Below are 23832 nucleotides of genomic sequence, written 5' to 3'. Positions count from 1 at the left end.
CATTAGAGTCGATTGCTTGAGTTACGCCTATTTCCTGGTTCCTCCCCTATCAATGACTACTCTTATTCCTAAACCCAAACTACTTTTACCAGAACCTCCTAAATTTATTTCTTTGAGCGATCGCCTGACCCGCTTCTTGAACCGTCTTCAGCCTTCCCCAGAAGCTCTAGTGCTCATTTCTGCCGTCTTCATTGGTGGTGGCGCAGGGCTGGCGATCGTCCTTTTCCACTGCTTGATTGAATGGTCTGAAACGCTAACGTTTGAGTGGTTGTTTGGCACCCTCTCAAGCTGGGGCAACTGGACACTAGCCTGCATTCCAGTCCTAGGTGGATTGGTTGTGGGGCTAATGACCTGGCGATTTCGAGACTATCTGGGTCAAGGTTTTTCAGCGCTGCTTAACAGCACCGGAGCGCAAAAGATTTCGCCCCTGCGGCCTTTCATCAAAATGTTTGCCGCTGCCGTTTCCTTAGGTACGGGCGCTTCCCTTGGACCAGAAGGCCCCAGCGTCGAAATTGGGGCCAACATTGGGTTTTTGTTTGGTCAACTGTTTCAGGTGTCAAGAGAGCGATATCGCCTGTTGCTGGGGGCAGGCGCAGCAGCCGGATTGGCCGCTGGGTTTAACGCACCCATTGCGGGGGTCTTCTTTGCCCTAGAGGTTGTCCTGGGCGCAACGTTTACCACCCCTGCCGTTAGTCTGATTTTGCTCTCATCCATCGTGCCTGCCCTGATTGCCCGAATTGCCTTTGGGGTGCATCCTGCTTTTGATCTGCCTGCATACGAAGTTTTGAGCCATTGGGAGTGGATGCTCTACCTGGGGCTGGGATTGCTGGCAAGTCTAGTTTCGATCGCCTTTTCTCAGGCTATTAAGCTAGTACAAGCCTGTTTTCAGGGAGAAATGGCTGGCTTAACCTGGCTGAAATTGCCAAAACCCGTTCGACCCGTTCTGGGTGGACTTTGTTTGGGATTGATCGCGCTCCAGTTGCCCCAAATCCTCGGAATTGGGTATGGGACGCTTCAGGTAATCCTGGAAGGAAAAGAATTTCCTCTACAATTTCTATGCTTGTTACTATTCGTTAAACTCGTGGCAACCGCCATTAGTTTGGGCAGCGGCTTCGTCGGTGGAATTTTCGCCCCAGCCATGTTTTTAGGGGCGTGTTTAGGTTCAGTTTATGGAAATGTGTTGGCGATCGTTCTCCCCTCAAGTTGGTTAGAAATTGCGCCTCCACCTGCCTATGCAATGGTGGGCATGGCTGCAGTTTTGGCAGGCACTGTAAGAGCACCCTTAACGGCAATTTTGCTGCTGTTTGAGTTAACCCAAAACTATTTGATCATTGTGCCACTAATGGCGGCAGTGGGTGTTAGCGTTTGGGTCGTTGATCGGTTTAAGTCAATTCCCTCAATCCAGGGACTTAACCTTCAGCAAATGGGAATGAATCTGGAAAAGCAGGATGAGTTTGAAGTGTTGCAGCAAGTATCGATCGCTTCAATTCTCGAACGTTCCTATCTGGCGCTTCCCGATTCTCTAGGCTGGCTAGAAGCAGGACAGAGAATGGTTGAAGCAAAATCTAACACCGCTCTAGTATTAGACTCTAAGCAAGAATTAGTAGGTATCGTTTCACTCGTTGATATTAAGCAGCACATTGATCAAGTAACTCAGCAAGCCAAAGATTCAGGCAAGTTTCGACAAACGCTTAGAGAGATTCGTACAGCAGATGTTGTTTCTGCCTATGAAGATGAATCCGTTACTGAAGCGCTTTGTCGAATGGAGGCAAGAGGGTTGTTTTTGCTGCCCGTTGTGGCGCGTGAAAATCCGCGTCAGGTGCTAGGCGTACTAGAGCGCAGTCGAATTGGATTAGCCGCTAATTTGGCAATAACCCAAGCTGCTCTTTTGCCCTACTCTGACAAAGCATTGTTGCCAGAAATTACTGCCTTGAACTCAATTTCCCAAGAGTTTTCTCAAGAGTTTATAGACATATCTGAACAGCCTGCACTAGTCAATCCTTGCTTATCCTCTGAGTCTTTATCCTCGGAAAACGGAGCGCTTTCACTTCAGCAGCATTTGGCAGAAGAGTTAGTAGAAGATCTCGTGGAAGACACCGAACCCTCTTCTGAAGAGATGGTTTGTAAGGTAGGCTAGCGATCGCCCGCTCCAAAGGTTGCTCAGTTTAATCGTGTTATGGCTCAATTTCCTCTGGGTGTCGCAGTCGTTGGCACTGGCTTTGGTCAAAAAATTCACATTCCTGGATTTCAAGAACATCCCCGTACTCAGGTGATGGCGGTTTATCATCGCGACGCGGAGACGGCAAGGGCGATCGCCACCGCCCACAACATCCCCTATGCCTGCCAGCGACTAGAAGAAATTCTTGCCCTACCGGAAGTTAAAGCCGTTAGCATCACCACGCCACCCTTCTTGCATTACGAAATGGCAAAAGCCGTTCTGCAAGCTGGAAAGCATCTCCTGTTGGAAAAACCGACAACCTTGACAGCAAGGGAAGCTGCGGAACTTTACCAGTTGGCAACGCAGCAGGGCGTTGCAGCGCTAATGGATTTTGAGTTCCGCTATGTTCCTGCCTGGCAGCGCTTCGCTGAACTGCTGGCAGAAGGCTTTGTTGGGCAAAAGCGTCTGATCAACGTGGACTGGCTAGTCTCGGGTCGGGCTGATCCAAGCCGTCCGTGGAACTGGTATTCCCGCAAAGATCAGGGTGGTGGCGCACTGGGAGCGTTGGGATCACATACCTTTGACTACATTTCCTGGCTGTTTGGTCCCGTTCAGCGGCTATGCGGCTATTTGAGTACTGGAATTGCAACTCGTCCTGCTCCGGAGGGTGGCACGAAGCCGGTTGACAGTGATGATACGTGCAGCCTGATGCTGGAGTTAGCAGACGGTACGCCGTGTCAAGTGGTGCTAAGTGCCGCGACCTATCAAGGCAGAGGGCATTGGGTGGAGGTGTATGGCGATCGCGGCACCCTCGTTCTCGGCAGCGACCACCAGAAAGATTATGTGCATGGCTTTCGACTCTGGGCGAGTCAAGCAGGAGAGCCATTAACTGAGGTGGAAATTCCTCAGCGTCTGGAGTTTCCCAAGACTTACGCCGATGGTCGTCTGGCTCCATTCATTCGGATTGTCGATCGCTTGGTCGAGGCAATCGAGCGAGGCGAATCGCTTACCCCTTCATTACGCGAAGGACTCTATTCTCAGCTTTTGATGGATCTAACGCACCAATCTAACGAGACGGGCACCTGGGTCAACGTGCCCAGTCTAGAAACTTTTTTGCGGCAGGCGTAGATCGTCATTACCCACAAATTGGTATTAGCCTTGAGATGGTAGAGATCCGGGGCAGTCAAATTTGATTCGTCAAAATTTTGTGCAAACGAGTCAGCCACCGCAATGGCAGCAGGGGCAACTGTTGGAGATGGCGATCGCCGACCTGAGCAACAGCGGCGATGGCGTTGGGCGTTGGGAAGGTCGTGTGGTGTTTGTGCCGAACGCGGTACCGGGCGATCGCGCTCTGGTTCGGTTGGTGCGCGTCAAACCCCAATATGCTCACGGCAAACTGCACCAGCTTTTGGAAGCATCTCCTCATCGAGTGCAGCCCGACTGTAGCGTCTCCGATAAATGTGGTGGCTACGAGTGGCAGTTTATTGACTATGACTACCAGCTTCAGGTCAAGCGAGAGCAGATTATTGACGCGCTAGAGCGAATTGGCGGCATTGAGAACCCGCCCGTAGATGACGTGCTTGCCTCGGTCCCCTGGGGCTATCGTAATAAGGCGACTTTTCCGCTAGGTGTGTCAGCTTCTGGGCAGGTGCAGGCAGGCTACTACCAAAAAGGTAGTCATCGTCTGGTGAATTTAGACCAGTGCCCAATTCAAGATGCGCGGCTCAATCCACTGTTGGCGGAAGTGAAGCAGGACCTTCAGCAGCGTGGCTGGCCGATCTACAACGAAACGACGCATCAAGGAAAACTACGCCATCTTGCCCTGAGAATTGGTCGCCGCACGGGGGAAATTTTGCTTACCCTGGTGACAACCGACTGGCAGCTACCGGGAATTTCAGAGCAGGCGGAGGACTGGCTCAGCCGTTATCCTCAACTAGTTGGTGTGGCATTGAATCGGAATGGCGATCGCACTAACGTCATCTTTGGCTCAGAAACTCGTTGCATAGCGGGTCGTCCCTACATCCGAGAAATCTTTGCTGAATTAGAATTTCAAATTCGCCCCACCACATTCTTCCAGGTCAACACCGAACAAGCCGAAGCGCTGCTTCAGGTGATTATGCAGGAGTTAAATTTGCAGGGAAATGAGGTGCTACTCGATGCCTACTGCGGCATTGGCACTCTCACCCTGCCACTAGCCCAGCGAGTCCAGCAGGCGATCGGACTGGAAGTGCAGTCCGAATCTGTCGAGCAAGCTAGCTTGAACGCGGACCTCAACAACATTGAGAACGTTAGCTTTCAGGCAGGCGCAGTAGAAGATCTTTTGCCGAAGATGGTGACTACCGCAGAGCGCAATGAAGGAACTGCCCCCACTATCGTGTTGCTCGATCCACCCCGCAAAGGCTGCGACCCTGCTGTAATCAACGCCTTGTTGCAGAGCAAGCCCAACCGCATCGTCTATGTAAGCTGCAATCCTTCCACTCTGGCGCGTGACCTGAAGCTACTGTGTCAGGCGGGAGATTATCGTTTAACCCGCGTCCAACCTGCGGACTTCTTTCCCCAAACGCCCCACGTGGAATGCGCTGCGTTTTTGTCCGCTGCAAGCTCTAACTGAGGTGTAAGTTCTCTTAGCGCTCGAATTGCAACTCCCGCAGTTGCGGTGACAATCGCCCAGAACGAGGGCGCGATCGCTTCCTCAAATCTTTTCTATCTTTTCTAGCAGAATCAAACAAGGCTGAAGGGAGGGCTTCGTTGGTACGATTGTTTACGCTGCCCGCCTTAAATTAGCGCCATGAAATTTAGCCAAATAGCCCAAAACATCACTGTTGCCGATCGCACCAGTTTGATCACTCGTCCTGACTGCGACCCAGAGGTTGTCGGAGTTGCAGCGATTGAGGAAGCTGTAACTGGCAGCATAAGCTATGTGGAAGGTGCCAAGTTTGCGGCGGAGGTGGGCAAAACTGGTGCCAGTGCCCTGATTTTGCCATTGGACGAAGCGTTACAGGCTCAAGCAACAGAACGTCAGATTGCCTGGATTGCCACTTCGCAGCCACGTCTAGCTTTTGCTCAGGCGATCGCTCTCTTCTATCAACCCTTTCGCCCTGCGCCTGAAATTCACCCGACGGCTGTAATTCACCCTTCTGCTCAGGTCGGGAAAGAGGTGGCGATCGGTGCCCATGTCGTGATTCAGGCAGGGGTAAAAATTGGTGATCAGGTTTGCATTCACCCCAACGTGGTGATTTATCCAGAGGCTCAAATTGGCGATCGCACCACCCTGCACGCCAACTGTGTCATTCACGAACGTGCCCAAATTGGTGCAGATTGCGTGATTCACAGTGGTGCGGCGATCGGCTCTGAAGGCTTTGGCTTTGTGCCCACGCGAGAAGGCTGGTTCAAGATGGAGCAGTCGGGCTACACGGTTTTAGAAGATGGGGTTGAGGTCGGCTGCAATTCAGCGATCGATCGCCCTGCTGTAGGGGAAACCCGCGTTGCCCGCAACACCAAAATCGACAACATGGTTCACATTGCTCACGGCTGTCAAGTCGGAGAAGCCTGTGCAATGGCAGCACAGGTGGGCATGGCAGGCGGAGTCACCATCGGTAATCGAGTCATCTTGGCGGGACAAGTCGGCATCGCCAACAGCGCCAAAATGGGGGACGGTTCTGTTGCCTCTGCCAAAACCGGAATTCATACCAATGTGCCACCCGGTGAAATCGTTTCGGGCACTCCAGCCGTTCCCCACAAGCTCTATCTCAAAGCCTCGGCGGTTTACAACCGTCTGCCCGAGATGTACCAAACGCTGAAACAGCTCCAGCGCCAGTTAGGGAACAAGCCATAAAGGTTAGGGCAAGAGGTGTGAGCTTCGCTCACACCTCTTGCCCTAACTGGGATGACCAGTGCCATGAAACAGCCTTAGTCTTTGGTTGCCAAAACGCCATTGAGGAAAATATCTGCCAGACCTTCTGCCATTTCCTGCATTGCCTGAGGGGAAGATCCTTCTACCATCACCGTGTCCTGGCTAAACCCAGCAATGGTAAACATACCTAAAAAGACCTGAGCCACAATTCTAGGATTCATTGGGCGGTAGATGCCCCGATCCATCGCAGTTTGAAAGAAGGCTTCAGCTACATCAGTCATCTTGGCGATTACGTCAGATTGAATGCGATCGCGCAGATCCGGGTGAAATTGCGCTTCCATGAAGCAAACCCGGAGCATGTCAGCATTTTGATGTAGGTTGAGCATTCGTCGCCGCATTACTTGGGCGATCGCCTTGTAGCTGCCCATTTCGCTCAACTCGGTCAACAGATCGGTCAGAATTTCTATCCAGCCCTGCGTCGCAACCTCAATCAAAATCGCTTTTTTGTTCTCAAAATGGCGAAACAAAGTACCCTCTGCAACTCCGGCTGCCTGTGCCAAATCGCGGGTGGTCGTGCCATCGTAGCCCCGACGGGCAAATAACCGTTGCGCTGCCTGTAGAATTCGCGTTTGCGTTTCTACCTCAGTAGTGGGGGGACGATGGAAAATTTGCATAGCCGAGCACTCAACGCCAACAAATATATGTAGGAATATTGTCTACTACTTCATTAGTTAATCCGCAAATCGTTTACACAACATTACGTTGGAAACTTACACCATTTCTATGTCAAGGAATACGGAATAAGGGGCTTAAGCCAATCAAATGATTCTGAGCACGCTCAAATCAAATAGTGTGCATTACGGTTAATAGGATTTTTTATGCGTGAGAACCGAACCAAGGCTTTTGAAGGTGTGGAAATTGCGATTTTTCTTGGGCATGGAAACCGAACTCATTCTATTGATTGCTTTAGATAAAGTAATAACAGATGAAGCCAAGAGATAAAAACTCTTGAACTTCTAAAAGAAATTGAGATTGGAGACAACAACTATGGCACTGGTTCATTGGGCACCATTCAGAGAAATTGAAGGCTTGCAGCGGGAAATGAATCACCTGTTTGACACCCTTGCTCCCGCCGCAAATGGAGAGACTGGAAGAGTTTCATTCATTCCTGCCGCAGAAATTCAGGAAACACCTGAGGCAGTTCACCTAAAAGTTGAAATTCCAGGTCTAGAAGCAAAAGATTTGGATGTTCAAGTGACTGCCGAAGCAGTTTCTATTAGCGGCGAACGCAGATCTGAAACTCGCACTGAAGAAAAAGGTGTGACTCGTTCTGAGTTCCGTTACGGCAAGTTCCGTCGCGTTGTTCCCTTGCCTGCTAGAGTGCAAAACGACAAAGTAGAAGCCGAATACAAAGACGGTATTCTCACGTTGAATTTGCCCAAAGTTGAGGCGGAAAAGAACAAAGTTGTGAAGGTGAATGTTGCTTAAGCATCTCTGAGTTGACTCTAAATTATCGAAGCTAAGAAAAAAGCGGGATCAATTGATCCCGCTTTTTTGCTTATGGCTACAGCGATATGTAGGGGAAGTGAATCTATAAAACCCGGAGAACTTGAGTGGAGACACAACTTTGCGATGCTTTCACTCAGGAAATCCGGGTTTAGTGAATTCACAATCTTGAAGAAATTAAGTCAGCCAGCATAAAGATGAGTTCTTTTGCTACGACTGTCTTTTGCTATGACTGTGCTGAAGCTTGAACACTGAACCGTTACACTTTTCGCGATCGCCCTTAGAGAATTTTGGTCAGCGTTTCACAGAAGCTTGTGTAGGGTAGACCAACCTCATCAGGAACAATTGCGCCTAAGCAAACTAGCGACTAGCAGCAGCTAACGGTAGCATTTCAGCTTCGTCATCTTCTGGCACCCTTAAGCTAGGGAACAGAAAATGATTTTCTTCAACATACTGAGCGCCAAACAGCCCTTTCTCTGCCCAAAAGTACCGATCTGTGGTGTGTTCGTTTCGCTTCACGAGCAGCAAAGCTGGGGGCAAAATGCCTTCAGCTTGAATAAACTTTCGAGCTGCCGTGACGGGTTTCTCTTCGCCGCTTTCGATACTGTACTGAGGCACCAGCTCTAGGATTCTGCGCCCCTCTTGACGACGACGACTCTTACGCTTGCGTCTCCTTGCCAACCCCCTTACCTCCTCTCTTAACTGACAGGTGTAATCGTAGTTACAAAATACGAAAACCGTCGAAAGTATATCGGCTTGAGTTTAAGATTTCAACTCCCCTTAAATTTTCGATACAAAGTCTTAAGATGTCTACAAAAGTTTCTCGCGTTATGCTTATAGCCTTGTACTGTAATGATCCCCGCTGTTGATCTGAGCTAAGATTAGCGGGATCGGGTGGGAATTGAGAAGGGGAATTTATAATTTTTGTATTGAGTGATAAGAGCGATTACCCAAGGGGGAACTGCTTCGCAGCCCTCCTGTTTCCACTGTACGCTGTCAAGGTGATGGGTTATCCGGCTGCTGCGTGGCTGTTGTGTGATTGCTCTATGATTGCCCTGTGACTACCTGTGTGACTGCATGTTGATGCCTGCCAGCTCTGAATTTGTTGCTCTGTGCCGCGCCCAGATTGCGCTGCTGACACAGGGATTAGGCGCATCATTCAGTGCAGTTTATCTGACAGAAGAGTTAACCGATGGTGATGCAAACGCTCAGCTGATTCCCATTGTGACCTACCCAGAGGCAGAAACTTGGCGAGAAGAGCAAATGCCTGCATTTTGGTCAGCCCGGATTGGAACCAGTCCAAGCCTGCGGCTGCTATTGCCCGAAGCTTCAGCTACTCTAAAGCAAATTAACTCGTCCGATACGGGCAGATTTGACCAGAGTACTCATTCTCATCGTCACACTTCTGGGGGTGGTCCATCCGAAAAACTGTCTTACCCGCAGCAGATTGTTTTGCCGCTGATCCATGAAGGGGTCGTGATGGGTTTGCTCGTGACTGCCCGACCTGAGGCAGATTGGACGGTGAGTGAGCAAGCTCAAATTGAAAAGGTCGCTCGAACTTTGGCGATCGCCTGTGTACTCGATCAGCGATCGCAGTGGCTCGACCAGGATTTGCGCCAGCAGCGCCTCTTGCAAGCCCAGCAGCATGATGTGTTTGATGATTTGCTGCACCAGTTCCGCAATCCGTTGACAGCGCTCCGAACCTTCGGCAAACTGCTGCTGCGTCGATTGGCTTCAAATGATGCAAACCGCAGTGTGGCAACTAGCATCGTGCGCGAGAGCGATCGCCTCCAGGAGTTGTTGCAGCAATTTGATGCTGCCATTGATATGGGTGAGGCAAACCTGCTGCCGCCTGTAGACTCTGCACCACCTGCAAGCTGGCAAGCTCAAATCGATGATTCTCAAGCAGCGGATGATATCGTGACTGACCCTAAGCCCGTTCCTTTGCTGCCCGGAACAAATTTCTTGACTGGAACTACGCTAACTCTAGCGCCGCATTTGCTGAGTGAGGTTTTGGAACCGCTGTTGGATGCGGCAGAGGCGATCGCCCAAGACCGCCAGCTAGAGTTACGTTCTGTCATTCCGCCCAACCTACCCCCCGTGCAAACTGACCCGAAAGCCCTGCGGGAGGTGTTGAATAACCTGATCGACAATGCGCTGAAATATACCCCTTCAGGGGGCAAGGTTTACGTTTGGGCCACCTCGCGTCAGGGCAGGCAATCTGTGATTGTTGCCGACACGGGGGGCGGCATTCCCCTCGCAGACCAGGCGCATATCTTTGAGCGACACTATCGCGGGGTGCAGGCAGAAACTGACATTCCTGGCAGTGGTTTGGGGCTGGCGATCGCCCGTGATTTAGTCAAGCGAATGCAGGGTGAGATTCAGGTTTTTAGTCCGGTAGAACGGCTGTTTGGGCAAGCAGGAGGAGACAATTACCCCAAAGGGGAAACGGCTTCGCATCGCCCTACTTCATCTCCCAGCCAGGGAGGAACAGCTTTTGTGGTCTGGCTACCCGAAGCCAGGGTCTAGAAGCGGATAATTAATCAATTCTGAAAGCGAATCATTTCTCCGGAACTTCTTTCGATCAAGACGTAAGGATCATTGGGCTGGTTATCGACGACCAATTCCTGATAACGTCGAATTTCTTATGCTAAAACCAATCGAATCGTTCCTGAAAAACTTCAAATTAGGCAAGAAGTTTACGGTCTTATTACTCTTAATATTTTTTGGAGGAATTGTCGCCAGCGGAGCTGCATTATCCAGCATTTTGAACTACAACGCTCAGCGTGAGGTGACTTCTAAAACACTCATGTTGATGGAGACTATGAACTCCGTCCGCAACTATACCAACACCCAAGTTAACCCAGAATTAGCCGATCGCCTGGACACTGAATTCTTACCTGAAAGTGTGCCTTCCTACTCAGCTCGCGAAGTATTTGAGAAGTTTCGAGCTAACCCTTTTTATAGTGAATTCTTTTATAAAGAAGCGACACTTAATCCAACCAATTTAAGAGACAAAGCAGATAGTTTTGAAACAGAAATTGTAGAGCGATTTCAACAGTCCAGTAACCTTAAAGAAGTGAGCGGATTCCGTTCTACTCCAAGTGGCGATCTTTTCTACACGGCTCGACCAATTATTGTTACGGATGCCACCTGTTTGCGCTGCCACAGCACGGTTGAAGCTGCGCCTAAGAGCATGATTGAACGCTACGGCACAACCAATGGATTTAATTGGGAATTGAACGTGCCGATTGGCGCACAGGTGATGTCTGTTCCCGCCAGTCAAGTATTCAAAAGTGCCCGACAGTCGTTTGTGCTGATTATGGGAACGGTCGTGGGTGTGTTTGCGATCGCCATTCTCATGGTCAACCTCTGGCTCAAACAATATGTCGTCCGCCCCTTACGGCAAATCTCAACAGCCGCTGAGGCCATCAGCATGGGTGACATGGATGCAGACTTTGAGTACCAGTCGAATGACGAAGTGGGCAGCCTTGCAGAAGCCTTTCGCCGGATGAAAATGAGCTTAGCGATCGCCATGAAACGACTCGACAAATATCGTCTGGGTCGCCGCAACCCAGAGTCGCAGTGATGGGTTAGCGAGTAGCATTCACATTGTAGGGGTGGGTTTGGCAGACAAACCTGAATAGAGTCGAGATTCAACGGCAAAACCCACCCCTACGAAGGTTGCTTTGCTAACCCCAAAATCTTTTGGGCGATCGCTTCCTCAACTGGCATGACTGATAAACGATTTCCCTGACGCACGACCCAAAGTTCGTCTGGGTCAAAGGTTTGCCGCAGCTTGTCAAGCGGAATCAAGGTGTTGAACGCTTCCACAAATTCTACAGTGACGGTTTGCCAGCGAGGGGCTTCCGGTTTGGATTTGGCATCGTAGTACTTGCTTTTGGGATCAAACTGCGTCGGGTCGTCAATTCCAGTGACCACTTTCATCAGCCCAGCGATTCCCAGTGGGTTGGTGTTGGAATGGTAGAAAAAAACTAGATCTTCGGGCTGCATTTCGCGCAAAAAGTTTCGCGCCTGATAGTTGCGAACGCCATCCCAAATTGTTTGGCGATCGCGCTCTAGGTCAGCAATACCGTAAGCATCCGGTTCGGATTTCATTAGCCAGTAACGCATGGGGAATGAATCAGAAGTATGAAGGTAAGTGAACGAATAAAATTAGCGTTGCTTGACGGGTCAGAACTATTTATCAGAACTGACTTCTGTATTGGAGTTAGATGAGTCGTAGCTGCCATTTTGGGAGGGGCGATCCGAAGCAGTTTCCCCTTTGGGGTAATCGCTCTCAGCAATAGTCTCTTCCCAATAATCAGTAATAACTTCATCGGTAGCCGAGGTGCCGCTGGCTGTGGCCCTATCCAAACGTTGAATTCGAATTTGGTGTAGCCTCGGACCCTCCGCCAGCGTTGCCGTCAGCTCATAGGTTCCATACCGAAGCTGATCACCAACCGCCGGAATTTTTTGCAGTTCATAAATCATGAATCCACCGACTGTTTGATAATCCTCAATTACTGGCAAATCTAGATTGAGCATCTCATTCACTTCCTGAATGTCTAGCTGTGCCTGCACCAAAAAAGTTTGCTCATTCAAAATTTGAATTGTCGGTTCTTCCTCATCTTCCGGTTCGTAGGTAGTGCCAATAATTTCAGCTACCAGATCTTGAATCGTGATTAACCCTGCCGTGCCGCCAAACTCATCGACCACCATCACCATTTCCTGGGCTGACCGCTGCATCTGGTGCAACAACTCATTCAGCGGCACATATTCTGGCACAAACCGAGCTGGACGAGTCCAGGGCTGAATAGAACTATCGAGGGTTAAAATTCCTTGTGCTAGTGGCTCTGCCAGTTCTTTAAAGTAAACAATGCCGCTAATGTCATCTAAAGAATCTCCCATCACGGGATAGCGGGAATGCCCCGACTCAGCCACCTCATGCAGCAGCATTTGAAAGGTTGCATCTCCAGGAATGGCCACAATGCTGGTACGCGGCACCATAACTTCGCCCGCTGAGACTTCGGCAAATTCAAACACGTTGGTCAGCAGTTCTCGTTCTTCGGCTTCTAAACCGGGAGATTCGGTAGACGTGCTGATGATCAGCTGAAGTTCTTCGGGTGTAACGCGGTTATACCAGCCTTGCCCGGTATATTGAATGCCCACCAACCGCAGCAGCCAGCGGGTTGATTGATTCAAAATCCAGATGAAGGGGTTAAAGAAACGGGCGATCGCCAGACTGGGGGGGGCTAAAAATCGGGCTAGCTGCTCAGGGTAAAGCAATGCCAAAGACTTGGGACAAAGCTCTCCCAATACGATTTGCAGGTAGGCAACCAGAAAAAAGGCGATCGGGATCGCGAGAGAATGGGATAGAAACTGGTTCGTCTCTGGCGACAGCGGCAACTGAGAAAGCAAAATGGCCAGGGGCAGCGCCATTGTATTCTCGCTAATCCAACCCAGGGCCAGACTGGACAAGGTAATGCCGAGCTGAGTAGTAGAGAGCAGGCGATCGATGCCGCGCTGAAGATCTTGAACAGTCTTGGCCTGAATGTCTCCGGCCGAGGCGAGTTGGTTAATCCGCGATCGTCGGACTGAAACAATCGAAAACTCTGCGGTTACAAAAAAAGCATTGATGGCAATTAGCAAAAAAACTGACAGCAGCCTGAAAAACACCTCAGATTGTGCAAGGGTATTGGGTTCGGCTACCAAAAAAACTGAAGAAATTGAAACAAGGGGGATCATTCTTAAAAGCAGGAAAAAGCTACAGCAAAGCAGCAAAACTCGAATTAGTTAGAGGCAGTAAAATCTACTGTTCATGTTCACGTTGCCTTATTCAGCTGCTGCATCACCATTCATACGAGCTTCTACGTCTGTCAAAATGTCTGCTTCCTTCAACAGGACTAACTCATCGCGGTGAGGAGGATTGCCATCTGTCTCTCCTACACTGCTAGCAGGGCGGACATCGGGCTGGGTAATTCCCTGAAGCGCTTCGCGCCCCAGCGCATACCCCCAGGCGGCACTGACAACGCCTGCTGCAACCATCAAAGAAAGCAAAATCAGGGTGAGTGCTACGGTCGAGTTGAGTCTCATTGTTGGAATGGGGATTAGGGGTTAGGGGTTAGGAATTAGGAGTTGGGGTGGGGGCTAGGGTTAAGCCTTAAGAGATTTTTAGTAAGAAGTCGTTGACGTTAGTAAAGTTGTTTCCTAAAGAGATTCCTGGAGTTTTGTGAATCAGTTTCAGTACAAATCAGCAAGAATATGTTCAATGAAAGGGTAGCTGCGAATCAAGGACTCAGGATACAATGTGTCTCTGGTAGAATCTCTAACAGGTATCGCCAGGGTTGGCCGAGCGGTTTAGGCAGCGAACTCATAATTCGCCTCAGGCAGGTTCAACTCCTGCACCCTGGATTCTAAGAATTTAGCGCTTTCTGGCGATCGCACGTTCATCCTAGAAACGTTAAACTAATGCTGCCTCTAACCTGAGGTGAAATTTGGGAGTAGGGTATCTCCATGAAGAAACTTTGCTTTGCCTAATTTTACTCGAAACCTCCCACTCCATTGAGCCTGTCACCGATACGATTCATTTATGGTAAATCAGCCTTCCAATTCGGTTCAGTCCATTTCGCGGGTCAGCCAAGGCGACCTGGAAACTGTCAAGCAATATCTCCTCGACTTGTTTTGCGAAGCCGCTTACCGAGAGGGCGATTTTACGCTTTCTTCAGGGCAGCGTAGCAGCTATTACATCAATGGCAAGCAGGTGACGCTGCATCCTCAGGGTGGATTGGCGATGGGACGAGTGCTGCTTGATCTAGTTCCAGCCGGGGCGCAGGCAGTCGCAGGGCTGACGCTAGGAGCTGACCCAATGGTGACAGCAGTGAGCGTGGTCGCAGCCTATGAAGGGCGATCGCTGACTGCCCTGATCGTTCGTAAAGAAGCAAAAGGACATGGCACTCAGGCGTACATCGAAGGCCCAACTCTCCCTCCCGGTAGCTCTGTCATCGTCTTAGAAGACGTAGTTACCACCGGACAATCTGCCCTCAAAGCCGTTGATCGACTCCGGCAAGCAGGCTACACCGTCAACCAAATCATCGCTTTAGTAGACCGACAGCAGGGCGGAGCAGAGCTATATCAGCAACAAGGTTTACAGTTCCAAGCTGTCTTTTCGATTCAAGATATTCAAACCCGCTACGCGCAGTTACAGGGTTAGAACTTTAAGTTAGAAAACTGAGTACTTTTAGTTGTGAATTGAGTGGAGTGGGGCGATCGCTGCTTCCACTGGACTGATAAACTCTTGGTTCCATTGTCCAAATCCATTTGAGCGAGACAGTATGTAAACTTTATAAGCCATGTCCAATAATTTGACTCAAAAGTTTAATCAAGGTGAGAGATCCGCTGTCATCCCTGGGTTTCCCTCTTCTTTAAGGAAGAAATACTCGATCAGCATTTTCATTTTGATAATACTAAGCGTATTAAATATTTCACTTGCTTCGGATGAAGTTAACAGCAATATTTGGAGCTTTTCTGTTGAATTAAAGGTTACGTCAACAACTTTATTTCTTGTCTTTCTTTTTTGGCTTCCAGTTTTACTTCCCTTACTTCTTACTCAGTTCCCACAATTGCAAAATTCTTTAACCTGGCTGCGCGAACAGGGTATTGAAGAAGTTGAAACCAACTTACTTAAAATCAAGCTAAGGTACGGCGTACAAGAGGCATCACAAAGCTATGAAGAGAAAGTTTGGAATCCTGGAGCTACAGGCGCAAATCTAAGCGCTCAAGAAGTGCATCAACAGATTGAAAAACGATATCAAGATGCTATAGCTCTAGTTGATGCTGCAAGTAATATTGATTCAGTAGAAGCCTTGAGGAGAATAGATCAGTTAGCTACTTACTATGACAAAGTAAGAGAAGAAATGCCCCCCGGGTCTAACCGAACCAGGTTAATGCGCGATATTTCCTCAACAATGTGGGCTTTAGTTACTAAAACTACCAATTTTCCCGTGTATGAAAGACTGATTAGCAACAAAGCAGGAGAAAGGATGTCTGCGTATAAGTATCTCGAATGGCAACCGTCAATTGAGTATATAGATCTACTACTTTCTAGGGCGATTGGTATTTTGGAGATGCCTTTCGGGCAGTATAGCGCCTTACTTGCGCTTAGACGAATTGTGACTACTAAAGAGTTGAATTCTACCCTATCAAAAAAAACTATAGATATTCTGCATTGGTCTGCCAACCTTGATTATATGGGAGCAGATCGAAGGAGATTGGTGGTCGAGATTTTGTCAATACTGGAAACGAATGCATAAATTGAGACGGCTGTGGAGAGGCTCAGGAGATCTCGATAGGAGTGATAGAACTAATATTAAAGCGTAGGATTTGTTGGAGCATTGTTGTATATCTTTGCAAGAGCTTAAGGAAAAAGCATTTCAACTCTCTGTAAGCGATCGCCTTGCCCTAATCAGTGCTGTTCAAATCCTTGCAGAACTCATCACAGACTGAGGACTGGCAGTAGTATCTCGTGTCTCGTCCGTATCCTTGATGCAAGCAGCTTTATATCGAAGGCATAAATTGCTTGCCTCAACGATTTGGCAAGATATGGTGTACGAATCAATAGGAGTTACTGAAACTCGAAGCGGCTGAAGAACGCTATCGGTTGGAAGTAAAAGGAGTTTCACTTGAGCCTACGACTGTTGTTTGAGGATTCTCAAGCAAAGTATTTGATTAATCTTCTTGGAGCAGCAGGACATAATGTTCTCGTAGTTAATGCAATACAGGCGATCGCAAACCTAGAACCAGCAGAACATACACTTCAAAATCAGTTCATTGTTCTTAATCAATGGAATTATTGATTTGAACGGTTTCCTCCAACTTAATCAAGCTGCTCTTGCTAAGAGTGATTAACAGGATGTGGAGGCGATCGCCTCTACTTATTAAAAGCTATCTTTTTTGGTTAACCTGTCCGAGCAGAATGACAATCGCTTTTCTATTAGGGAGAAGCAATCGCTTTTGTTGAGTGTTATTTGCTGCGGCTAGCTCTAGTCGTTAGGTTTCTGGCTCTACTGTAGAGTTAAGTCATGCACATAGCTCAGCGGGAAATGTCATGTCAGGGCAATTACCAAACTGTGTTACTAGTCCTCCTTTGTGGCAACTAATCAATTGGATTGCTGATCCGCTCGGTTCTCAAGACAGATATAGCCAAAAATATGGGGATATTTTTACTGTACGGTTGAATAGCACTAAACCTTATGTGGTTATTGGCAACCCACAAGCCATTCAGGATGTTTTTAATCAAGACTCTAAGTTTGATATGGGTCGTGGAAATGCCCTTGCAGAACCGCTAGTGGGGCGAAATTCCCTGATGTTGTTGGATGGCGATCGCCATCGCAGAGAACGAAAATTACTAATGCCGCCTTTTCATGGAGAAAGGCTACAGACTTATGCAAAACAAATTTGCTTGATTACAGAACAGGTCGCAAGTCAATGGCAGGTCGGTCAACCTTTTGTGGCTCGGACTACCATGCAGAAGATTAGCCTGGAAGTAATTTTGCAAGTTGTCTTTGGACTAAGTGAAGGAGAGCGTTATCAGCAGCTTAAACCTCTTCTAACAGATTGGATTAACATGACTGATTCTCCCCTTCGATCTAGCATGTTATTTTTTCAGTTTCTACAAAAAGATTGGGGGGCGTGGACTCCTTGGGGGCGAATGAGACGGCTTCAGCGCCAGGTTCACAGCTTGCTTCAGGCAGAAATTGAGGAGAGAAGAACGAGTGAAACCGAGGGGCGTACTGATGTCCTGAGCTTGATGCTGACAGCGCGAGATGAGAATGGGCAGGCGATGACCGATGAGGAATTAAGGGATGAATTGCTGACCATTCTATTTGCGGGACACGAAACCACCGCAACAATGCTTGCCTGGGCTTTCTATCAAATTCATCAAGGAACAGATATCCGTGAGAAGCTGCTTAAGGAACTGGACATAGGGGAGTCATCTCCTATGAAAATCGCTCAGCTTCCCTATTTAACGGCAGTTTGTCAAGAAACGCTGCGAATGTATCCTGTCCTTCCTATCATTTTTCCGCGCATTGCTAAGTCACCTGTGAAGGTCGGAGGATATTTATTTGAGGCTGGTACAACCTTAATGCCGACGATTTACCTGGTGCATTATCGGGAGGATTTGTATCCTGATGCTCAACAGTTTAAGCCAGACCGTTTTTTGGAGCGTCAGTACTCTCCGTCTGAATACTTCCCTTTTGGAGGCGGAAGTCGGCGGTGTTTGGGATACGCCTTGGCTCAGTTAGAAATGAAACTGGTTCTCGCAACAATCTTATCCAAGTATGAACTTGCTTTAGCAGAGGATAAACCCGTTAAGATGCAACGTCGTGGGTTTACGCTTGCTCCGACTGGTGGGGTTCGATTGGTGATGACTGGGAAGCGATACAAGTAGCGATAGAAGTAATGTTGGGTTACGCTTTGCTTCACCCAACCTACGAGTCAGCATTTATGGAGCATCGGGGCGATCGCTAAACCTTCATCAGCAAATGTGGCTAAACATTGCTCAGAGTAAACTTTGGTTTCACAGGCTTGATTCCTAGGGTGGGAGATCTATAGTGATAGATGAAGCTACAAAGCTTCCCTGGCAGATTTAACAGCCAAGTTCGAGAAACGCTCACACTACCACAGAGGTAAAAAGCGCTGTTTAATTCAAATCTGTCTCGTCCAACCCAACAGCACCCGCGCAGAACGTTGATATTTCCTACTTCTGGTTGATAAGGGAGCGCTGCAACTAATTGATTTGACCGATAGCTTGACCGTTTGACCGAAAGCTCAATTAGTGCAACTCTAGATAAAATCACGAAAGAGAGGAAGTCACTCAACTAGTAACGGTTTGGGTGCTGTTGTTGTTTTAAACAAGGGGCAGGTAGAAGCGCGTTATGGCGATTATTGCCGTTAAAGCCTGGTATCTTCCAGAGTATGAACCGATTCAGGAATTAGAGAAGCGTTCCTACGATCTGCGCCTCAGCAAAAAGAGCTTGCTTAAGTCAGCATTGCGGGCTGACTTTTTAGATGAAATTGACGAAGTTAAGCAGTCCGATTGGTTTCGGCGCTATCTAGAAGGTGACTCGGTTGAGTTCTACATCGAGGGCAGCGGTACGTATGCGATCGCCAACATCGACTTAACCAGCCATGAGGTTTACTTCACCAAGCTAGATGTGATGGCGAATCTCGATCCGACGATTTTCCTTTGCTATCAGACAGAGTATTCTCAGTCGAGCGATTTGCTACGGGAGGAACTGCAAGATTTGATTGAGCGGTTTAATAAGCGATCACGCCTGCCGCTCAAGTTAGAAGAATCCCATCGGCTAAGTGAAGGCCCGGTCAGGTTGAGCAGTACTTTAATGCGAAAAATTCGCCGGACACTGCTATTTATTGCAGACAGTACGCCGATTTTGCAGGTAGATGGAGATCCACCGCAGTTGATCCCTAGCCCCAAGGTTTGTGTCGAGGTTGGTTATGCGCTACAGGCAAAACGAGCAGAACAGATTTTGCTAACGCAAATGGAGCGATCGGATGTAGCGGGGCAGTTTCCGTTTGATGTGCCCAGTCGTAATCATCTCTTGTTTCGGAATAAAACAGAATTGCGGAAAACCTTGCCTCAAGCGATCGAATCTCATCTGCAACAGTTCAATCTGCTGCAATCGTAGTGCGATGGGCAACAAATCGCGTCTCCACAATTATTTTGGTTTAATTGTAGGGTTGTAGGAACAAGATTAAAGTTTATGGTAGATAATCCAGGTTCAGAAGATGCGGTGATGGGAGGGCGTGAAAAGTCCAAAAGCCGTTACGCCAGAACGCCAACAGAGTATGCAGTTCACCTGATGATTGAGGGCGGACATCGCGAGGAAGTGCGCTTTGCTACGATTCAAGAATTTCAGAAATGGTACAGCGGCGAACTCGTGCCCAAGTCGAGTTCTGATGACTTTATCAGCGTCCCAATTAAAAACATTCAGGGTGAGTACATGGTGATCCGTCCCTCCCGCGTGATTGCCATTCGGGTAGAACCGATCTTTAGCTCTAGCGTTGACCGGTTCTAGCGAAAAGATGAGGGATAGTCCTCGTTCCCAGGTTTTACCTGGGAATGCCCCTCAAGTGGCTCTGCCACTACTTAGCTTTAGGAGGCACCTCCAATTGTGGATTCCAAGGCTCTGCCTTGGAACGAGTTTTTTCGAGTTTTTTCACTTACTGCCTACCGCCCTGTAATGAAAGCGATCGCCCTTTTCTGTCTGAGCCTGAGTCTAGTACTCGGTGTGGCTCTGGTAGCTGTTGGGTCTGAGGACACTCCTTTAAGGCGAGTTGATCCGATGTCACTGGAGCAGCAAAGTTCTGAGCCAGGGCTGTTGCCTGATGAGTCTTTAACAAGCTTGAGTCAGCGTCAAACCCTATTAGCGGCGATTGCTCATAGCCTTCACTATTTGCAGACCCCGGCAGCAGCAGAGGACTACAGGCAGCATCCCGTGCCGGGAATTACACGCGATCGCGTCCAGCGCAGTTTAGAGCGGTTTCGGCAGCTTGTGCTGGCACATCCTGCTCCGGCTCAGCTACAGATTGCGGTGCTGCGAGAGTTTGACTTTTATCAGGCGATCGGCACTGACGGCGCAGGCACGGTTGAGTTTACAGGTTACTTTGAGCCGACCTATCGTGCCAGTCGGGTTCGCACTGCTGAGTACCAATATCCGCTCTATCGTGTGCCGCCTAACCTGGCGCAATGGGCACAGCCCCATCCAACACGGCTGCAGCTTGAAGGTACAGACGGGTTGCAGGGTTCAGCGGGGCTATTGAGAGGGCTGGAGATGGTGTGGTTGAGCGATCGCCTCGAAGCTTTCTTGGTGCAAGTTCAAGGATCAGCCCGTCTCCAGCTTACAGATGGCAGCACGATGACCGTTGGCTATGCTGGACGCACCGAATATCCCTACACCAGCCTGGGACGAGAACTAGTGAATGACGGCAAATTTACTTTAGAAGAACTGTCGCTTCCCGTTCTAATTCAATATTTTGAGCAGAACTCGGCTGATTTAGACCTGTACATTCCGCGCAACAACCGCTTTGTGTTTTTCCAGGAAACCAGAGGATCAGCGGCGATCGGTAGCCTTGGCGTACCCGTCACCGCAGAGCGGTCGATTGCTACTGACAAATCCCTCATGCCACCGGGAGCTTTAGCACTGATTCAAACTCAGATTCCCTACACGAATTTTGCTGGAGAATTAGAACCCCGATCCGTCAGCCGTTTTGTGTTGGATCAGGATACAGGTGGGGCAATTCGAGGAGCAGGACGAGTCGATATTTTTATGGGAACGGGAGAGCAGGCGGGCGATCGCGCCGGACTAATCAACGGTACCGGACAACTCTATTACCTGTTGCTCAAAGATTAGCCATACTATAAATCAACAAAGACTATTTAAAAATAGACTGATTGATGAGTAATTCACCCACTCAGCCAAAGCCAGATACGTGGATCTCGTCAACCTGGAATGAGTACATTCAGGCGATTGAAAATCCTGCTTATGCGTCAGCTAAAAGTTATTACTGGAATGGCAAATTAAGGCTGGAAATGACACCTTTGGGGCACGATCACGCCAGTGACAACACAATTATTACTTTTGCGGTTAATCTTTTTTGCAGCATCAAAGAAATCCTAGTCAACGGGTTAACAAACTGCACCTATCGCAAGACTGGAGTGCAAGAAGCTCAACCGGATGTGTCCTACTACGTTGGGGAGAATGCGGATGCTACTCCTTGGGGAACCTCAGTTATTAATCTAGGAACCTATCCTGCACCTGATTTAGTGATTGAAGTTGCTAATAGTTCTCTGGCAGATGATAAGGATGAGAAGCGATTGCTTTATGAAGATATTGGTGTTTCTGAATACTGGATTGTAGACGTACAGAATGTGCAAATTATTGCCTTTGCGATCGCCGATCGTGGCAGCAGGCGAATTGAGCAATCTAATATTTCACCAAGTTTAGAGATTTCTCTTTTAGAAGAAGCTTTGCACCGTACTCGTCAGGTTAATCAATCTCAAGTTTGTGCCTGGTTGCTTCAGCAATTTCAGGCAAATTTGTAAGTTCAAAATAAATCCCAAATTATGATCAAAGAGATTAAACAACTCTGATCTGAATCTATTCCATCGCTTATGCACCATCTAAAGCTATGCTTGACAGGTTGCTATCGTAGGTTGAATCCAAGCAAGAGCGAACAGACCCAGCCGTCAAAACTGGGTTAACCTGCCCCAGCGAAATCTATGGATACTCCGTTTGAGATTACGCTACAGATGGTAATGACCGTCATAGCCGGGATTAGCGCTCAGGTTGTGGCAGATTACCTGAAAGTACCTAGCATCGTATTCCTGCTGCTGTTTGGAATTTTGCTAGGCTCTGATGGCGTCGGGCTACTTCACCCCAACGTTCTGGGAACGGGGCTGGAGGTGATTGTTGCTCTCTCGGTGGCACTGATTCTATTTGAAGGCGGCTTAAACCTGGAACTGCGGGAAATCGGCAGAGTTTCAGGGAGTCTACGCAATCTTGTTACCTTCGGCACTCTCATTACTTTGCTGGGCGGTGGCATGGCGGCTCACTGGCTGGGTGAGTTTCCCTGGGCGATCGCCTTTCTCTACGCAGCACTGGTCGTCGTCACCGGACCAACCGTTATCAGTCCGCTGCTGAAGCAGGTAAAAGTCGATCGCCAAGTTTCTGCCTTGTTAGAGGGCGAAGGGGTTCTAATTGACCCTGTTGGCGCAATTTTGGCGGTCGTTGTCCTGGACATTATTCTCAACGGAGATACCGATCCCCTCTACGTCGTCAGCGGTCTAGTGATTCGCTTGGGGATCGGCGCAGGCATTGGGGCAGTTGGCGGCTGGCTGTTGGGGTTAATTCTCAAGCGCGCAGACTTTCTCTCTGATGAGTTGAAGAATTTGGTCGTCCTGGCAGGCTTGTGGGGACTGTTTGGACTAGCTCAAACGATTCGCAGTGAAGCTGGACTGATGACCACCGTCGTTGCTGGAATCGTGCTACGTGCCTCCTCCGTTCCTGAAGAACGGCTGCTGAGACGATTTAAGGGACAGTTAACCATCCTGGCAGTTTCAGTATTGTTTATTCTGCTAGCTGCTGATTTGTCTTTGGCTAGCGTCTTCGCCCTGGGTCGCGGCGCAATCTTAACGGTAGCAGTGCTGATGTTTGTGATCCGCCCAATCACGGTTTGGCTTTGCACCTGGAATAGCGGACTGAATTGGCGGCAAAAGCTATTTGTCTGCTGGGTTGCCCCCAAAGGAATTGTTTCTGCCTCGGTTGCCTCTTTGTTTGCAATTCTGCTCACGGAGCGGGGGATCAACGGGGGTGACTCGATCAAGGCGCTGGTCTTCCTCACGATCCTTTCGACTGTATTCTTGCAAGGGCTGACCGCAGGATGGGTTGCCCGCTTGCTTCGGATTACCTCAACTCAGGCAACCGGAGCTGTGATTGTGGGCTGTAATCCGGTGAGCCGCTTAATTGCACGGCTATTTAAAGACCGGGGAGAATTAGCCGTTTTAATCGATACCGACCAGGAAGCCTGTCGAGAAGCTGAGCTAGAAAATATCACCGTATTTGCCAGCAGCGCTTTAGATACTGAGGTGCTAGAAAAGGCAGGTCTAGCAACGGCAGGAACGTTTTTGGCGATGACCAACAACGGCGAAGTGAATTTGGTGTTGGCACAACGAGCCGCCGAGGAATTTAGCCCACCCAGGGTTTTGGCAGTGCTACCGCCAAGCGAGTCGCAGAACGTAAACCCAGCCGCTAAAACCAAAGCTCAACCCGCTTTTATGGCGCAAATGCCGCTCAAAACCTGGAATCGCTATCTCAGCGACGGGGCCGTGAAACTGGGTGAAACGACATTGCGGGAGTCGGGTCTATTGTTTCAGCAGGCGCATCTTAGGGCACTAATTCGGGCAGAGGAACTGGTGCCGCTGCTGGTTGAGCGAGAAGGTCGGTTGCTGGTGGTGACTGCGGCAGAAGACTGGCAGGTAGGCGATCGCATCATTTACTTGCTCCACGACCCACGCCCCAAACTGCTCAAACGTTTGTCAGGTGGGATACCTCAAACCCGTCTTGCGATTGAGAAGCTGTCTGAGGTAGAAGAAATTCCGATTCCTGCTTCGCCTCTATCAGAATCGTTGTCCCAAGAATTGTTAAAAGAACCGACAGAGGCAGAAGCGGCTCAATCGTCAACTTCGAGCTAAGGACTTGTCAAAATCTCCATAACCGACTACTGGTTAGACTTG

General features: G+C 49.0%; 20 protein-coding genes and 1 tRNA gene. 16 read left to right on the top strand and 5 right to left on the bottom strand.

What is annotated here, in order from left to right:
- Window positions 1-52 precede the first annotated feature (52 nt).
- The 4 genes from H6F93_RS15335 to lpxD all read left to right on the top strand — a co-directional run bounded on the left by H6F93_RS15335 (window position 53) and on the right by lpxD (window position 5993).
- Window positions 53-2137, top strand: a complete 2085-nt coding sequence (locus H6F93_RS15335) for a chloride channel protein (protein WP_190682248.1) — start codon at window positions 53-55, stop codon at window positions 2135-2137.
- Window positions 2138-2176: 39 nt separating this feature from the next.
- Window positions 2177-3286, top strand: a complete 1110-nt coding sequence (locus tag H6F93_RS15330) for a Gfo/Idh/MocA family protein (RefSeq protein ID WP_190682244.1) — start codon at window positions 2177-2179, stop codon at window positions 3284-3286.
- Window positions 3287-3347: 61 nt separating this feature from the next.
- Window positions 3348-4769, top strand: a complete 1422-nt coding sequence (gene rlmD, locus H6F93_RS15325; protein ID WP_277882856.1) for a 23S rRNA (uracil(1939)-C(5))-methyltransferase RlmD — start codon at window positions 3348-3350, stop codon at window positions 4767-4769.
- A 177-nt stretch (window positions 4770-4946) separates the two neighbouring features.
- A complete protein-coding gene (gene lpxD / locus H6F93_RS15320; protein ID WP_190682241.1) occupies window positions 4947-5993 on the top strand; it encodes a UDP-3-O-(3-hydroxymyristoyl)glucosamine N-acyltransferase in 1047 nt (348 codons plus the stop codon).
- A gap of 74 nt (window positions 5994-6067) precedes the next feature.
- On the opposite strand, the gene H6F93_RS15315 is transcribed toward lpxD, so the two are convergent.
- A complete protein-coding gene (locus H6F93_RS15315) occupies window positions 6068-6685 on the bottom strand; it encodes a TetR/AcrR family transcriptional regulator (protein ID WP_190682238.1) in 618 nt (205 codons plus the stop codon).
- A 373-nt stretch (window positions 6686-7058) separates the two neighbouring features.
- Between H6F93_RS15315 and H6F93_RS15310 the strand changes: the two genes are divergently transcribed.
- Complete coding sequence (locus H6F93_RS15310; RefSeq protein ID WP_190682235.1) at window positions 7059-7499, top strand: Hsp20/alpha crystallin family protein; 441 nt, start codon at window positions 7059-7061, stop codon at window positions 7497-7499.
- 378 nt (window positions 7500-7877) lie between these two features.
- Here the strand turns inward: H6F93_RS15310 and H6F93_RS15305 are convergent, their stop codons facing one another.
- Window positions 7878-8198, bottom strand: a complete 321-nt coding sequence (locus H6F93_RS15305; protein ID WP_190645704.1) for a DUF3155 domain-containing protein — start codon at window positions 8196-8198, stop codon at window positions 7878-7880.
- Window positions 8199-8600: 402 nt separating this feature from the next.
- Between H6F93_RS15305 and H6F93_RS15300 the strand changes: the two genes are divergently transcribed.
- Complete coding sequence (locus H6F93_RS15300) at window positions 8601-10046, top strand: GAF domain-containing sensor histidine kinase (protein WP_199313737.1); 1446 nt, start codon at window positions 8601-8603, stop codon at window positions 10044-10046.
- Window positions 10047-10164: 118 nt separating this feature from the next.
- The gene (locus tag H6F93_RS15295) at window positions 10165-11106 is read left to right on the top strand and encodes a c-type heme family protein (protein WP_190682231.1); all 942 of its coding nucleotides are present in this window, start codon (window positions 10165-10167) and stop codon (window positions 11104-11106) included.
- An 86-nt stretch (window positions 11107-11192) separates the two neighbouring features.
- Here H6F93_RS15295 and H6F93_RS15290 read toward each other — a convergent pair whose 3' ends face one another.
- The 3 genes from H6F93_RS15290 to H6F93_RS15280 form a co-directional block, all read right to left on the bottom strand.
- On the bottom strand, window positions 11193-11636 hold the full coding sequence (locus H6F93_RS15290) for an EVE domain-containing protein (protein ID WP_242043477.1): 444 nt from the start codon (window positions 11634-11636) through the stop codon (window positions 11193-11195).
- An 81-nt stretch (window positions 11637-11717) separates the two neighbouring features.
- Window positions 11718-13265 (bottom strand): hemolysin family protein, encoded by a 1548-nt coding sequence (locus tag H6F93_RS15285; protein ID WP_190645708.1) that lies wholly within the window; start codon window positions 13263-13265, stop codon window positions 11718-11720.
- An 87-nt stretch (window positions 13266-13352) separates the two neighbouring features.
- The gene (locus tag H6F93_RS15280) at window positions 13353-13613 is read right to left on the bottom strand and encodes a hypothetical protein (protein WP_190645709.1); all 261 of its coding nucleotides are present in this window, start codon (window positions 13611-13613) and stop codon (window positions 13353-13355) included.
- A gap of 245 nt (window positions 13614-13858) precedes the next feature.
- Here H6F93_RS15280 and H6F93_RS15275 point away from each other — a divergent pair.
- The 9 genes from H6F93_RS15275 (at window position 13859) to H6F93_RS15235 (ending at window position 23790) form a co-directional block, all read left to right on the top strand.
- Window positions 13859-13931, top strand: a tRNA-Ile gene (locus tag H6F93_RS15275).
- A 178-nt stretch (window positions 13932-14109) separates the two neighbouring features.
- Complete coding sequence (gene pyrE / locus H6F93_RS15270; protein WP_190682225.1) at window positions 14110-14730, top strand: orotate phosphoribosyltransferase; 621 nt, start codon at window positions 14110-14112, stop codon at window positions 14728-14730.
- A gap of 139 nt (window positions 14731-14869) precedes the next feature.
- Window positions 14870-15829 carry a hypothetical protein gene (locus tag H6F93_RS15265; RefSeq protein ID WP_190682223.1) on the top strand — a complete coding sequence of 320 codons (960 nt, stop codon included), beginning with the start codon at window positions 14870-14872 and terminating at the stop codon, window positions 15827-15829.
- Between the two features lie 794 nt (window positions 15830-16623).
- Window positions 16624-17967 (top strand): cytochrome P450, encoded by a 1344-nt coding sequence (locus H6F93_RS15260; protein ID WP_190682219.1) that lies wholly within the window; start codon window positions 16624-16626, stop codon window positions 17965-17967.
- Window positions 17968-18454: 487 nt separating this feature from the next.
- Window positions 18455-19225: a hypothetical protein gene (locus H6F93_RS15255; RefSeq protein WP_190645713.1), complete on the top strand. Its 771-nt coding sequence runs from the start codon at window positions 18455-18457 to the stop codon at window positions 19223-19225.
- Window positions 19226-19300: 75 nt separating this feature from the next.
- Window positions 19301-19615: a hypothetical protein gene (locus H6F93_RS15250; protein WP_524537952.1), complete on the top strand. Its 315-nt coding sequence runs from the start codon at window positions 19301-19303 to the stop codon at window positions 19613-19615.
- Window positions 19616-19711: 96 nt separating this feature from the next.
- Window positions 19712-20950 carry a murein transglycosylase A gene (mltA, locus tag H6F93_RS15245; RefSeq protein WP_347277299.1) on the top strand — a complete coding sequence of 413 codons (1239 nt, stop codon included), beginning with the start codon at window positions 19712-19714 and terminating at the stop codon, window positions 20948-20950.
- Window positions 20951-20994: 44 nt separating this feature from the next.
- Complete coding sequence (locus H6F93_RS15240) at window positions 20995-21642, top strand: Uma2 family endonuclease (RefSeq protein ID WP_190682216.1); 648 nt, start codon at window positions 20995-20997, stop codon at window positions 21640-21642.
- Between the two features lie 177 nt (window positions 21643-21819).
- On the top strand, window positions 21820-23790 hold the full coding sequence (locus tag H6F93_RS15235) for a cation:proton antiporter (protein ID WP_190682214.1): 1971 nt from the start codon (window positions 21820-21822) through the stop codon (window positions 23788-23790).
- Window positions 23791-23832 lie beyond the last annotated feature (42 nt).

The organism is Leptolyngbya sp. FACHB-671 (assembly GCF_014695745.1).
Classification (GTDB): Bacteria; Cyanobacteriota; Cyanobacteriia; order Elainellales; family Elainellaceae; genus JAAUTN01.
This window is presented reverse-complemented; position numbering and strand designations above follow the sequence as displayed.